The 13,677-nt window shown below is 35.3% G+C and carries 14 protein-coding genes, 1 tRNA gene and 1 pseudogene; 9 read left to right on the forward strand and 7 right to left on the reverse strand.

The features are described from left to right. The first annotated feature begins 79 nt into the window (after positions 1-79). The 3 genes from AMDU4_RS10085 (at position 80) to AMDU4_RS10095 (ending at position 3,393) form a co-directional block, all read left to right on the forward strand. On the forward strand, positions 80-2,296 hold the full coding sequence (locus tag AMDU4_RS10085; protein ID WP_021787879.1) for a 4Fe-4S binding protein: 2,217 nt from the start codon (positions 80-82) through the stop codon (positions 2,294-2,296). 37 nt (positions 2,297-2,333) lie between these two features. Next, positions 2,334-2,483 carry a hypothetical protein gene (locus AMDU4_RS10090; protein ID WP_290704984.1) on the forward strand — a complete coding sequence of 50 codons (150 nt, stop codon included), beginning with the start codon at positions 2,334-2,336 and terminating at the stop codon, positions 2,481-2,483. Positions 2,484-2,616: 133 nt separating this feature from the next. Beyond that, positions 2,617-3,393, forward strand: coding sequence for a hypothetical protein (locus AMDU4_RS10095; protein WP_021787880.1), 777 nt, complete (start codon positions 2,617-2,619; stop codon positions 3,391-3,393). Between the two features lies 1 nt (position 3,394). On the opposite strand, the gene AMDU4_RS10100 is transcribed toward AMDU4_RS10095, so the two are convergent. After that, positions 3,395-4,021, reverse strand: coding sequence for a helix-turn-helix domain-containing protein (locus tag AMDU4_RS10100; RefSeq protein ID WP_021787881.1), 627 nt, complete (start codon positions 4,019-4,021; stop codon positions 3,395-3,397). Between the two features lie 437 nt (positions 4,022-4,458). On the opposite strand from AMDU4_RS10100, the gene AMDU4_RS10105 reads away from it, so the two are divergent. The 5 genes from AMDU4_RS10105 (at position 4,459) to AMDU4_RS10125 (ending at position 8,314) form a co-directional block, all read left to right on the forward strand. After that, on the forward strand, positions 4,459-5,628 hold the full coding sequence (locus tag AMDU4_RS10105; protein WP_021787882.1) for an MFS transporter: 1,170 nt from the start codon (positions 4,459-4,461) through the stop codon (positions 5,626-5,628). A gap of 170 nt (positions 5,629-5,798) precedes the next feature. Next, on the forward strand, positions 5,799-6,296 hold the full coding sequence (locus AMDU4_RS10110) for a hypothetical protein (protein WP_021787883.1): 498 nt from the start codon (positions 5,799-5,801) through the stop codon (positions 6,294-6,296). Between the two features lie 190 nt (positions 6,297-6,486). Continuing rightward, positions 6,487-6,560: transfer RNA gene (locus AMDU4_RS10115), tRNA-Lys, on the forward strand. Positions 6,561-6,714: 154 nt separating this feature from the next. Continuing rightward, entirely contained in the window at positions 6,715-7,110 is a 396-nt protein-coding gene (locus AMDU4_RS10120) for a hypothetical protein (protein ID WP_290704988.1), read from the forward strand. A 49-nt stretch (positions 7,111-7,159) separates the two neighbouring features. Next, the gene (locus AMDU4_RS10125; RefSeq protein ID WP_290704990.1) at positions 7,160-8,314 is read left to right on the forward strand and encodes a DNA recombination protein RmuC; all 1,155 of its coding nucleotides are present in this window, start codon (positions 7,160-7,162) and stop codon (positions 8,312-8,314) included. On the opposite strand, the gene AMDU4_RS10130 is transcribed toward AMDU4_RS10125, so the two are convergent. The 6 genes from AMDU4_RS10130 to AMDU4_RS10155 all read right to left on the reverse strand — a co-directional run bounded on the left by AMDU4_RS10130 (position 8,302) and on the right by AMDU4_RS10155 (position 13,000). Next, a complete protein-coding gene (locus AMDU4_RS10130; protein ID WP_021787886.1) occupies positions 8,302-8,586 on the reverse strand; it encodes a DUF357 domain-containing protein in 285 nt (94 codons plus the stop codon). The two genes, AMDU4_RS10125 and AMDU4_RS10130, sit on opposite strands and share 13 nt — an antisense overlap. A 61-nt stretch (positions 8,587-8,647) precedes the next feature. Then, a complete protein-coding gene (eif2g, locus tag AMDU4_RS10135) occupies positions 8,648-9,868 on the reverse strand; it encodes a translation initiation factor IF-2 subunit gamma (protein WP_021787887.1) in 1,221 nt (406 codons plus the stop codon). Then, a complete protein-coding gene (locus tag AMDU4_RS10140; RefSeq protein ID WP_021787888.1) occupies positions 9,868-10,257 on the reverse strand; it encodes a 30S ribosomal protein S6e in 390 nt (129 codons plus the stop codon). The genes eif2g and AMDU4_RS10140 overlap by 1 nt, the downstream gene beginning before the upstream one ends. A gap of 79 nt (positions 10,258-10,336) precedes the next feature. Further along, complete coding sequence (gene rdgB / locus AMDU4_RS10145; protein WP_021787889.1) at positions 10,337-10,885, reverse strand: RdgB/HAM1 family non-canonical purine NTP pyrophosphatase; 549 nt, start codon at positions 10,883-10,885, stop codon at positions 10,337-10,339. Between the two features lie 159 nt (positions 10,886-11,044). Then, complete coding sequence (locus AMDU4_RS10150; protein WP_021787890.1) at positions 11,045-12,640, reverse strand: bifunctional N(6)-L-threonylcarbamoyladenine synthase/serine/threonine protein kinase; 1,596 nt, start codon at positions 12,638-12,640, stop codon at positions 11,045-11,047. A gap of 87 nt (positions 12,641-12,727) precedes the next feature. Beyond that, positions 12,728-13,000 carry an HU family DNA-binding protein gene (locus tag AMDU4_RS10155; RefSeq protein WP_021787891.1) on the reverse strand — a complete coding sequence of 91 codons (273 nt, stop codon included), beginning with the start codon at positions 12,998-13,000 and terminating at the stop codon, positions 12,728-12,730. Between the two features lie 323 nt (positions 13,001-13,323). Between AMDU4_RS10155 and AMDU4_RS10160 the strand changes: the two are divergent. After that, a pseudogene (locus AMDU4_RS10160) lies at positions 13,324-13,677 on the forward strand (spermidine synthase); the annotation flags it as partial.

The following is a 13,677-nucleotide window of genomic DNA, read 5'->3' on the forward strand; positions in this document are numbered from 1 at the left end:
ATTTCTTGATAAGGATAAGTTTAATTATAGAATAATATCTACAATTAATTAATAATAAAACCATCCAATAGGTGTGCACATGTTTAATTTGGTGTTTTTAATAGGTATAATTACAATTATTGTAATGGTAACATATATTGTATTTGTATTTTCCTATATTATCAAACATAAATATGACATTTCATTTCTGAAAATAGCTGCAATAGGAATTTTCACAGCTATGATGGCCAGTATGCTTGATGCATTTTTGCTGTACATCACCACAGTCCATAATTTCATAGACACGGCACTGGCTTTTTCGTTTGGGATGATATTAATGTCACAGCCTATAGTGGCAACATTTGTAGGTGTAATACATGGGGGGCTGGGGAGAAAGGGCCTCACACGGGCTAATGCAACGGCGTTTACCGGATTGATCATATGGAATGAAGTTTCTATGGGGCTATTTCTGTTTTACCTGTTTAATCCCACAATAATTCACTTCGACTATTACCATGCATTTTATTCCTTTGATTTTGTAAGCGCTCTTAGCAACGGGATAAATACAATATATTTCCTTGTCCCCATGAGCGTGGAAATGTTTTTCCTTTACCTTGTATACAAACCGAAGGGAATACATAAATATACTGCCATATCAATATTTACAATGGACTTATTTGCACCTACAATTCTTGGAAACGATGAGTTTGTGTTTATAGGAGGTGTAGGGGAAACAGCAGTAATGATAATATTCATGATAATATTTTTTGAGTTTATTGCAAAGCATAAGCTCATTTTGCCAAAAGACGATGCCTATCATATAAAAATGATATTTATCGATTATCTTTTGATGGGTACCGGGACTTTTATAGGAACAGTGATTTTAAAACCATTTGGATTTGCTTGGATATTTTTTGCAATTGCTATAATATTCGGCATGTGGTATTATTTCCAGAGCATGTTTTCTATTAAAAAACCAAGCGTAAATGTTGAACAAACCCAAAACAATGTGGTAATAAAAAGAAAACAAATAGTGAATAAGCCTGCCCAACTCATATTCTTTGTACTTTTGGCATCTTTTATATCAGAATTGTTTATGGCCGGTTCCATGGACTTTGCCACATATAACTATTTGCCATTTTATAGAATAATAGATACGTTACCTGTATATCATGGGGCTTCTGTGGCAGGTTTCTATGCACACGATGTATTAAAAGAATTTGTATCACCATTTATTCCAGCATCTACAGGAATTAATAATTTTCTGATTTTTTACGACATGGTAGGCGGCGTCTATAAATTTACACCTATATCTACATTTATAGAAATCCTTTATATAATAGGTTACATAACTGATTCACCAACATTCCTTATGATTATGGGAATAGAAATGATTGCGCTTGTTATAGCCAGAATGAGAGTTCTTAAGGATAGGGGTAAAAAAATTAATCTAACATTTGCAATTGCAGCTTATATTTTATATACTACCATAGGCCCTAATTTCCTTAATCCATTATATTACAATAAGCTTCCATTATGGGCTAATACAGGAGCTCAAGCTGCACTCTACCCTTATCTCATAATCCCACTTCTAGGTTCATATGCCCTGTATGCCTTTCTAGCTTTACTGTTCGGTAGAAGATCCTATTGTTCAACACTATGCCCATCTGCGGTTATGTATGGAGGGACATTGGGACAATCTATGGTAAAATATAATTATGAATCAAAACTCAGCAGGAAAATGAGGTCTAACCATTTCACTGATGCGATATTATTCGTAGCCAGTGGTGCATGGATATGGGCGATTTTGGCCTCTCTTTTCTCCTACATGTACACTACAACAGGAAGGTTAAGTTTCAGTATTTATGGAATAGATCCCTCTGTCTTCTACTCGTATTTTATCTGGAATATCTTATGGTATGTGTTCTTCTTTTCTATTCCTTTTGTGGGAATGAGCCCATGTAGAAAGTATGGATGGTGCTCCACTGGAACGCTGGTGGGATTCTTTAGTGTTCTGGGTTTTTTTAAACTTAAAGTAAAGGACAAAAATGTTTGTAAAACATGTGAAACAAAAGACTGTGCAACCTCCTGTGAAGTGGGAATGTCAACAATGCCAGGTGAGTTTATAAAAAAAGGTTCATTTAAGAGTGTTAAGTGTGTTGGGGCAGGAGATTGCCTTAGAGCGTGCCCATATGATAATATATATTTTTACGATGTGAGAAATTATCTTAAAGAAAAATTAGGCCATAACAATAAAGATATAAATAATGATAAGGAATTTGCTATGGTAAGGAAGAATACAGAATTGAAGAAGTGAGAGTTGATTAGGGAGCTTTAAAGGTATGGAGAAAAATATGGAAGAAAGGCAGAAGTTAGATCGGAGCGATACATACACGCCCAGGAATGCTCCACAAGTCCGTATCTCTGCGGAACTACAGTCATGCATGACTGGACTGGCTTTAAGGGCTCCTGCCATAAACATACACAACATGGAAAATCAATAACTATAAAGGGGAGAGAAAAGAATATGGATACAGGTAGTAAGAAGGTCAAACTGGTAAAATACGGTGAGGGATTGATGATTACTATACAATTCCTCCCCACGCTTTTGCATGGGGTCTCCTTGGAGGGAGTGAGATGAATATAATTTTATACTATTATTTTGTATTTCAGGTGGTTCTTGCATTTGGAATAATTATAGTTGGAGGAACAGTAGAGGGTTATGGCTATGGATTGTCCCTTGGAACAAAGTGGCCATACACAAAGGATATGCCATTAAAAGCAAAAGCTGGTGATCCTGAGGTTTGGCATAGAATACTGGCGACTTTGCTTGGCATCAATGCAGTGGTTATGATAGTTCTTATACATGGCTCACTGGAAATAACCGGGTTAATTCTAGTAGTAATCACAGCACTGCTTGGAATGGCTACCCTTTATACACTCGCTGGAAAAGCACCTTCTATAGTTCAGGGGCTTCATGACATACTGGCTTATTCAACAGCTTTGACATACCTATTGATAGTATATCCTGTTGCAGGTAATGTACTGAGCCTGGTAACACATAATATTCCCCTTTACTTTTTCTTTGCGGTAATATACATGGGAGGAATGACCACAGGAGAAAGGGGGTATCAGAAAGCCATAGGATATTTCAAAATACCTAAAACAAAAGCACAATGGATATGGACTGTACACGGACTTGCTGTATTATTATTTGTATTCTCGCTCATATTGTTTTTCTTCAACTACGCTATTGCCTTAATAATTATAGGGGCACAGATAATAATCGGGATAATTGTATTCATATCGGTAAATAAATCGGCTTCGAGGCCAGGTTTTATAGTCCCTATGCATCAATTTTTTACAATATTAATTGTTCTGTCCATAGTATTTCAGCTAAGTCTTTTTAAATAAATTATTTTATTGTTTTTTGTATTACCTGCCTTAATTCTCTTCTCAATAACAAATTTAAGGTGGTTGGTGGTATATCTAGCTTTGAGGATAGTTCTTTCAATCCTATTTTCTTTGGAACGTCAAAGTATCCTCTTTCAAAGGCTTCTTTCAAAATATATTCGGATTTTATGTTAATATGCCTTCCATTAAAAGTTCCAATATTACTATCTTTTACATCGTATATATCCTTAAGAGTATCATCTATATGCCTTATTTTATTATAGTTGTTCACATTGAATTGCCAGAATATTTTTCCAGAGTAATCTATCCTTTCCATTCTAATTTTGTTAGATGGAACCATCAATTTTTTCCTCATTATATCAACAAGAGGACAACTTTTGGTTACAAGATATAATGTAACAAAATTATATCCTTTTTCTAGAATTTTAAGATCTTCGGCGTGAGGATAATTTTCAATGTATTTTACCGTTTTATCGAGAAGGTCTGCCGATGCTGCATAAATGGAGAGGGTTTCATAAACATTATCATCACGTATTTCCTGGTCTATTATTTTTATTCTGACATTAAAATCATTTATAAGTTTTGTGGCAAAGCATTTTTCATACCTGAATGAATACAATATCTGCATATAGCATCGATCAAATATATCTCACTAATTATTAAACATTTTTATTTTCAAATGTTAATATAATATCGGGAATTTATTACAAATATATTCCATTAGTTTATGGTTTATTTTAACCATCTTAACATTTCCTTCCTGGAATTATCATATGTTTTATGCTTAAACCCCCCGTATATAACTAATCCGTTATCCCATTCACTTTCGTTCAAACAGGTAATATCAACTCTGCATTACCCAGTGCAGGTTCGCATTTGCTATTCCCAACCCCAGTTAATGACACCTGATAGAATCACCCACAGTGAACGTTACCCCATTCTTAATCGCCCAGTACACCTGCTATACCGAGACCCTGTACAACCTATACAGTGAAACATTACGGCATCTGTAGGACATTACATATTACACAAAATAATATAATAAATAAGGTTATCCTGTACCATATGATGCGAGTTTTCGATAAAAAACAGTTCAGAGTTCTTTCATTGATTTCAATTACAATAGGCATGAGGACACTGGGATTGTTTATGGTTTTACCTATATTTACACTGTATGGTGAAAAATTTACTAGTTCATATCTATTAATAGGCATTGCATTGGGGGCCTATGGCATTACCATGGCAATTTTTCAGACACCTTTAGGCAGGCTGTCAGACAGGTATGGACGAAAATTAATCATTTCTATTGGAATTGGTACATTTATCATAGGCAATATAATATGTGCTGACCCATTAAACATTTATGGACTTATACTTGGAAGGCTTGTAGAAGGTGCCGGTGCCGTTAGCTCGGCTGGAATCGCACTTGTCCATGAAAGTGTTCCAGTGGACAGGAGAAATATATCGGATGCTATTATCGGCGTTGCTATTGGGTTATCCTTCATGATTGGTGTGGTGATGGGACCCATATTGAAAACTGTGTTTAATTATTCTTCCATTTTCATTATAGCTGCTATGATAGGGGTGGTGTCATTCATCCCTCTGCTAAAAATCAGTGAAACAAAAAAGGAAAGGTTATTTAAAATAAAGGCTGGAATAGATTCAAAACTGGCTGTCATATCAATAATAAGCTTTTTTATCTATTTCTATATGATTGTTTTTTATCTTTATCTGCCAATCTATGCTCTAAAATATTTTCCTGTTAGCAAGTTTTATGAATTTCTTATCCCTGTTGTATTTATTGCAGGCATAGTTGGGTTGGCCATAGCAAGACCTGCTGATAAAAACAAGACTGTGTTCTTTTCCCTCATATCATTGATCGTGTTGCTGATAAGTATTCCACTTTTCTTCCTGAATGAAAGGATCACAAGCGTTACGTACTTTGCCCTGAGCGTTATAGCATTTTATTCAGGATACATTATAAGTGAGACCGTGTTTCCAACGCTTATCACAAGGCTAGCTCCAAAAAACAGCTATGGAGGGCATCTTGGTTTCTATACATCCATGCAACACGCTGGTGTATTCTTCGGTGCTCTAGTTGCAGGACTATTAATAATAAAAATTGGGCATTATATTCCCATAATGATTTTGATTGCTGCTTCATTTGTGTTCAGCATAGTTTTTCTATATTTCATAACCCATTTCAGAGAAATCTATTTGCAAAAAACTATTTAAAAACCCATATAAATATGAAAAACAATAGATAACGGCAAAAAAATCATTCGAAACATTTACATCCACAAAGGGAGCCATTTATTGATTAATCCTAATCATGACCCTTCATGTTTTGTAGAATATGTTAAACAATACAAAATTTAAGTAATAAGCCAATTTGTGATATGACTATGAAAAAATGGATACTTGTGCTAGGCGTAGTTATGCTATTAATTGGTGTTTCATTATATGTATATAGTGGGCTTGAAAAGCCAAAAATTAACGAGAATAGTTTTACGGTTAATGGGACAGAGTATATATCCAAAAATATTTCTGTAAACTCTAAAAATTTTATAATTTCGGTTGAGAACCCGACAAGCAGTTCAGGACTGGTGCCCGCAAAGGATGTGAACAGAGTAAATAATACATCGACATTGGCCAAATTAAGTCTTCCTACTTACACCAGTTTCGGGAATATAAAAGAGTATAGAAATTTAACACCTGCAAATTATGCATTCGTGGAGTTTTCTGGATCACATCCTGCCACATCTATTACATTTGGCTCTGAGGGATATTTAGTTTATATCGGTTATTTAGGAGATATATCCACATTTCTCATATTAATAGGAATTATAGCTATAATAGCGGGGGGTCTGCTTAACAACAATTTTAAATTTAGAGATTTTTAACATTTGTGATCTGGGATTACACGTACCTTCAGATTGAAGAAAATTCAAGCATACGGAGATACTCCACCAGCAACCTTTGAATATTTTTGGCAGTGCAAATATTTTGACTCTCCGGTAGGATAGCGGGGTACCTATAACTAAAATTTAAAAAGTTAAAATAGTATTTTAACATAACCTTATTTAACTAACTGGGTCCGTAGCTCAGCTAGGTAGAGCGATGGACTCTTAATCCATCGGTCAAGGGTTCAAATCCCTTCGGACCCGCTTGCTTTTATAGGGAAACCTTTTTAATTTTGCATATCTATGTTTTTTGTATAAATAGATTTTATTCTCGAATGTAATGCTGGCTCCTACTTCTAAGCCCATTAAATGTAATATTTTGAAAAAGGATTATATACGCATTTATATATATGGAATTATGAAAACAAAAGTAAAGGAGTTTAATGGAAAGAATATAGATTTGGATAAGCTGTCAAATATGATAGAACAGTATTTTCAGAATGAGAAATTTAAAACACAGTTAGGGAAGCACCCAAACGGTACTTTGATACAGGCTACCAAGGAAGGATTGCTCAGGAGCATAGCTGGAATGGATAGAGCATATTCCATTACAGTTTCAGGAACACCAGACAACGTGAAAATAAGCCTTGGAATGGGCAAATGGCTCCAGGATCTTGGAGTGGCAGCCATAGAGAGTTTTCTATTAGCACCAGAACTCGCATTTTTCGAAGTCCCTGAATCATTATGGAGTTTTGAAATAGAGGACAAGTTCTGGAAATATATAGAAAACCAGATAGACCTTGGCATACAATAAACACGTTTTGTATGACAAATTTATTTTATTTGTTCTGTATACTGTAAATATGTTTTTTTTGATCACAATAGGAATTCTGGCGGGATTTGTTTCAGGACTCATAACAGGCATGGTAATATATTCCAGGATAAATAAAAAAATGTATGGAAACGTTGAAAATAACTTAAAAATATCAATGCATGATTTTATTGAGGCAGAGAATAAAAATCTTCTTAACACCAGCACAGTAGCTTTTAGAAATGCACTGGAAATTGAAAGAAATGAACGTGAAAATACAGGCTTAAAATTAAACAGCCTCATAGAACCATTAAAAAACTCATTGAAAACTTATCAGGATTATATTGAGAATATAGAACGAGAGCGTAAATCTGAATCCGGTTCATTAAAAGAGAATTTAGATACCCTATCCAAGAAGATTACAGATCTGGAACATGATACAATTAAATTGTCAGGGGCTCTTAAAAATCCCTCGGTAAGGGGAAAATGGGGCGAGATTACATTACGAAGAACTGTGGAAATAGCAGGTATGACGCCTTATTGTGACTTCATGGAGCAGGTAGCTTCGGAGGACGGGTTGAATAAACCGGATATGATTATAAAATTGCCAAACAGGAGGACTATAGTTGTTGATTCAAAGGTTCCCCTGAGTGGATATTTTGAGCATATGAATGAACATGATGATAAATCCTTCCTGGAGAAGTATATATCCGTTTTCAATAATCATGTAAAGGATCTGGCATCCAAAAAATATTGGGAAAAATTTGACGGATCAGTTGATTTTGTCGTTATGTTTCTGCCTATGGAATCACTCTTGAGTCTGGTAATGTCTAACAAACCAGAAATCATAGAAGATGCCATAACAAAAAAGGTAATCATAGCAACACCGGTTACGTTTATATCTCTATTACTTACTGTTCATATGGGATGGAAGGACATCAATACAGTGGAAAATTTCAATGAACTTATAGGAAAAATCAGAGAATTTTACGGCAATATGCAAACTTTTGTGAAGGACTTCAATGAAACATCAAAGAATCTTTCGAAATCAATAGAGTCATTTAATAGGATGACAAGAGATATAAGAAATAAACTTGAACCCATAATGGAGAATTTAATAAAGAGCGATGTTGTAAACAGCAATGTGAAAATGGATTTGCATGGAGTAGAACAAAAGCCAGGGGATCTTGATGATTACTTGAAATGAGTAAATAATCGATGATCAGAATCACCATCAAACAGGCCTATCCGAATTGCTGAATCTATCCATCCGTATGAGTAATTCAGGGCCGCGAAGGCATTGATAAAGTCATTCTTGTCATAGAAATATTTGGCATCATTGTAGTAACTTAATATCATTTCCATGTGGTCCTTTGCTATTCCATATATATATGAATCCTGTGGTGCAATGATATGTATTTTAGCTAGCGCTGCTTTCTCAATTTCAAAATATTTTTCAACTTTTTCCTTTAATTCCATGAACAATGATATTATATACTATTTATTTAATTTTATAATTTTTGTGATGAAAATCCAATTATTAGGATATTTTCAGGATGGAGCCATAGCCTATAAGCCTCCATCTATTGGATATTCGCCTTCCTATTGCCATTCTCTCGTTTATGTTTGCAGCAACAGGGTATTTTAATGTTACACCAACATGTTCATCTTTTATTGAGGCTACAGACCCTATAGTATTGGCGGTTCCAACAGTAAGCATGATCATTTCATTGGCCTTTAAAGGTTCCACGGTAACTTCTTCATCAAATCCAACAACACGGTTAAGTAGGTGTATGTCCATTTCCAGGTTAAATATAGTTTTTGGAACCTTGTCCTTCAATCCCACTATTCTGCCGGTAAACGAATCTCCCTTAGTGAGAAAAGGATCAAGTTCTGTTCCAACGGCAGCAAGCCCTCCTGGCAAAATTGAATCATATGCCGATGACCCTGCCATTAGGGATGTGATCTTAGTGGTGACATTTTCCCATGTGGTTTTGTTTCCCTTTGTAATCTGTACACCTGGTGAAATTTCTATTTCATCCCCAACAGTCAATTTACCCTTAATTAGAGCGCCACCGAGGACTCCTCCCTTCAATTCAGCTGGTTTGGTTCCAGGTTTGTTGATGTCAAATGACCGTGCTATATACATCATCGGTGAATCGTTTTCGTTGAATTTTGGACTTTTAATAATCTTCTCTATTGCTTCAAGAACTATATCAATATTTGTGTTGTGATATGCACTCACGGGAATGATAGGCGCATTTTCTGCAATGCTCCCATTCAAAAAAGTTTTGATTTCATTATAGCTTTCAAGAGCCCGTTCTCGTGTTACCAGATCAATTTTATTTTGCACAACTATAATTTCCTTTATTCCCATTATTTCAAGAGCTGTTAAATGCTCTCTTGTCTGTGGCTGCGGACATGCCTCATTTGCTGCTATTACTAGAATTGCCCCATTCATTATGGCAGACCCTGCAAGCATTGTGGCCATTAAGGTCTCGTGGCCAGGTGCATCAACAATAGATATAACCCGGGACAACTTACATTTATCCGAATCCCTTTTATTTGAATAAAATTCTTTTCCGGATTCATCCACGCACTTATATATAGGTGTATCGGCATAACCAAGTTTAATTGAGATGCCACGTTTGACTTCTTCGGAATGCACGTCAGTTTTCTTGCCGGTCAAGGCAAAAGTCAAAGTGCTTTTTCCATGGTCAACATGACCAACCATACCTATATTAACAGATGGCTGTTCCATTATTGTTCTCCTTTTTCTTCTGATTCTTCCTTTGCTTCAAGGGGTTTTGTTCCATACTGGGTAACCACAAGATTAATCTGAGATATATCTGAACCAATTATATTTCCTCTAAAAGTAACTCTTTTCCTGATGCCATTTTTCCCCTTTCTTCCCTTATTGTAAGTTATAAGTATTCTCTTTTTCCCTGCTATTGACAGGTCTTTTTTCATAGGGAAACCGTCGTTGGCACTACCTCCTGTCAATTTCATCTTATAACCAGGCATTTCAAAAAATATACCGTCTATTTCTTCTCCTATTTTCCTCCCGGCCAAAGAACCGAGGACATCCTCTCCAATTTCTTTTTTATATGTTTTACCGGTTTTCCGATCTGCAATTACTGCTACAACCATAATATACACCTTGAACTTTATTTATTCCTAATTATATGCTCATTAATAAAATTATAGATTAAAATGTTTATCCAAAATGTTATATTATCCCGTTTGAAAGCAGAAAATCTATGAATTTTTCAAGTGCTTTTCCCCGATGGGAAATAATATTTTTTTCCTCAGTGGAAAGTTCAGATAATTCCTTATCATATCCTTGCGGTATAAATATTGGGTCATAGCCAAATCCATTTGTTCTGGATTCCCTATTTGATATATTGCCGTTCAGTATTCCTGTAAATACATATATTTGTTTTTGGTTGCTAAATCCTACCACTGTTTTAAAAAAGGCAGCCGATCCTGATGCCATCTCTAAAATTCTTGAGTTTCCAAGTGTTTCCTGTACATATGAAGCAAAAGGGCCCGGGAATCCATTCAAGGATTTTATATAAAGTCCTGTGTCGTCTATGAAAAATGGAGATTCCAGTTTTTCTGATAATTTCATACAACTGTCCCGGCATATTGTTTCATTGTCATCTGCCTGTATCTCCTCATATTTCATTTTCTCCCATGATATTTCTATGCCTCTTTTTTTGAATAGGGTTTCCGCTTCCATGTATTTATGTGCGTTGCTGGTAACAAACTTTAACATATGCCGTATATTGCATTATAATTTATTAATAATTTTACACCTTTAGTCCTTAACTTTTTATTTTTGTAGATTATCCGCAAATATTTCCTATATATACCAATTTTCACATTGAGGGTCTTATAGGTCTTTAGCTGTGGGGGACTTCATTACAAATAAGCGTCATACATATCTCCTTCTTTGCCTTATGGAACTAAGCACATCCATAACCTTCTCATAATTATGAGATGTCTTTTTATAGGAGTCTATAAAATTATTCTCAAGTTCATCAGTATTGGGATATAGACTTTTAAATGATTCTGTAAGAAGAAATAAATCATCTGCCATATCCTCTATTTCGCAATTAAGTTTCCCCATACTGGGATCTATAAGATAGATATTGTTACCTGCAATGATAATATTATTTGGAGTTAGATCACCGTGTGCAATTAAGAGGTTGTGCATTTCTCCAATTATTTTTCCAAGTTCCCGTATATATTCCATATAGTTATTACCCTCATGTATTGCTTTATTGAGCGTTACACCATCCAGCCTTTGCATGGTTATTGAAAAATCGTATCTGTTAAAATCATATACAATTGGAACATTTATGCCACAACTTTTCATCCGAAAAAGAATATTGAATTCATTTTTCATTCTCTCCATTCTTATTCTATGATCCAGAACCGGATTTCTGTACTCTTTCTCCAGGCGTTGCTTTGTAATGATAGCCCTGCTATAAAATTGTGATTCTGATATCAATGCCTCTGCACCCTTATTATTGCTTATCGCTAAATTACTGGAATTTATCCAGGGAACTTTGACATCATCTATTCTAAATCTCTGATTTACTCTGGTATCCATAATATCCTGCCTCTGCCCTGAAAGATACATCAGCATCCCGGCTTGAGCTATCATTGCCCCATTATCCATACAGTACTTTTTATCCGTTAGATGTGCAGTATAACCAGATGAACGTGCCATTTCTGATACCATTGACCTGAGGCGGTCGTTTCTTGCTACACCCCCTGCTAGCAGAATTTCTTTTTTATCTGTGTAATACAAGGCTCTCTCGAGAACCTCTACCAGCATGGCGAATGTGGTTTCCTGAAGGCTGTAACATATATTTTCTATGGATTCTTTCTTTATGTAACTCATGGCTGCTGTGTAAATACCGGAGAAAGATGTGTCCATGCCCTTGACAGAATAGGGCAAATCCAGCAGTTTATCTCCCTTTGATGCAAATTCCTCTATTCTTGGGCCTCCGGGAAAAGGTATATCTATATCTCTTGCAAATTTGTCGAGCAGATTGCCCAGGCCGATGTCCATTGTTTCTCCAAGAACTCTGTATGAATCACCCTCATGTGCTATAACCTGCGTATTGCCACCAGAAATATACAGCATGATAGGGTCTCTTGCTCCTGAGAGCTTCCTCCCGATTTCTACGTGGCCTAAGGGATGATTAACCCCTATTAGTGGAATTCCATATTTAATTGAAAAAGCCCTGGCAGCAGTGGCAACAACGCGAAGGCACGGACCGAGCCCGGGACCCATGGAAAAGGCCACCAGATCTATCTGATCGGGTGATAGCCCACATTTGTCAAATGCTTTTTTCATAACAGGTATTATGTTGTCGGCATGATGAATTGCTGCTTCACGTGGATGAATACCGCCAGTTTGAGGAATATATGTTGAAGAGGAATTTGAAAGAATGTTTTTTTCATCTACAATGCCTGCACTTATTGTATGGGCCGTTCCTTCAATTCCCAGAACTTTCATATAACATTATTGCTAAGTATTATTTTACTATTATAGTTGAAATCAAAAAAAAATATGTTTGTTTAATAAAATGATTATATTATGAAATTAATCTTTATATTTTATAGCAGAAGATGCCCTGAATACGAACTTATCTTTAGCAGGAACCTTTATTTCTTCTCTGGTTTTAGGATTTCTTGCCACTCTTGCTTTCTGTTCTTTTCTTTCAAAGATACCGAAGTCGGCCAGGTTTACTTTCTTTCCATCGTTGACTGCCTCTACTGTTTCCTTAAGAAATGTCGTTATTATCTCCGCTGTTTTTTTCTGTGTTGTGCTTGTAGAGCTGGCAACCTTTTTTGATAATTCGCTTATACCTACCATTATTTCACCAATGACTTAATGTAATTTGTAGTATAATAACTTTTCTATTTAAAACCCAATAAACCCTTAAAATTACTGAATATGCTTTAACTTTTTATAAAAAATACAAATATTTATTACATTTGTCCATTAGTAAATAAGTTAAAGTATAAGAAATAATAACTTTTTTTATTTGTAATATTGTAGTGATATTTTTATTTAGTATTTATAATATTTCTTGATTTTAGATTTATGCTTATAAATTCATTCTGCAACTGTTTGTGCCAGTAAACCATTTACCTTAGTTCCGATAAAAATTATATACACAGTAAATATAAACTTATATGAGATTAATAGAAAATTGGTTTTCAGAACGATACTCGGATAATTTGCAGCTTTCATTCAGAATAAAGGATCAATTGCTTTCAATCAAAACGGATTACCAGAGAATAGACCTATTCGATACCTATGATTTTGGAAAATTACTGTCGATTGACGGAACTGTACAACTAACCGAAAAAGATGAATATGTTTATCATGAAATGATAACCATGGTTCCCTATTATTTCAACTCAAAACCTTCAAATGTATTGATAATAGGTGGTGGGGATGGGGGAGCAGCCAGAAGACTATTAGATCTTGACATACATGGCATAACAAACGTGAAATTGATGGGAACGTGTAGAGGTGCCAAGAAG

The sequence above is a fragment of the Ferroplasma sp. Type II genome, assembly GCF_000496155.1.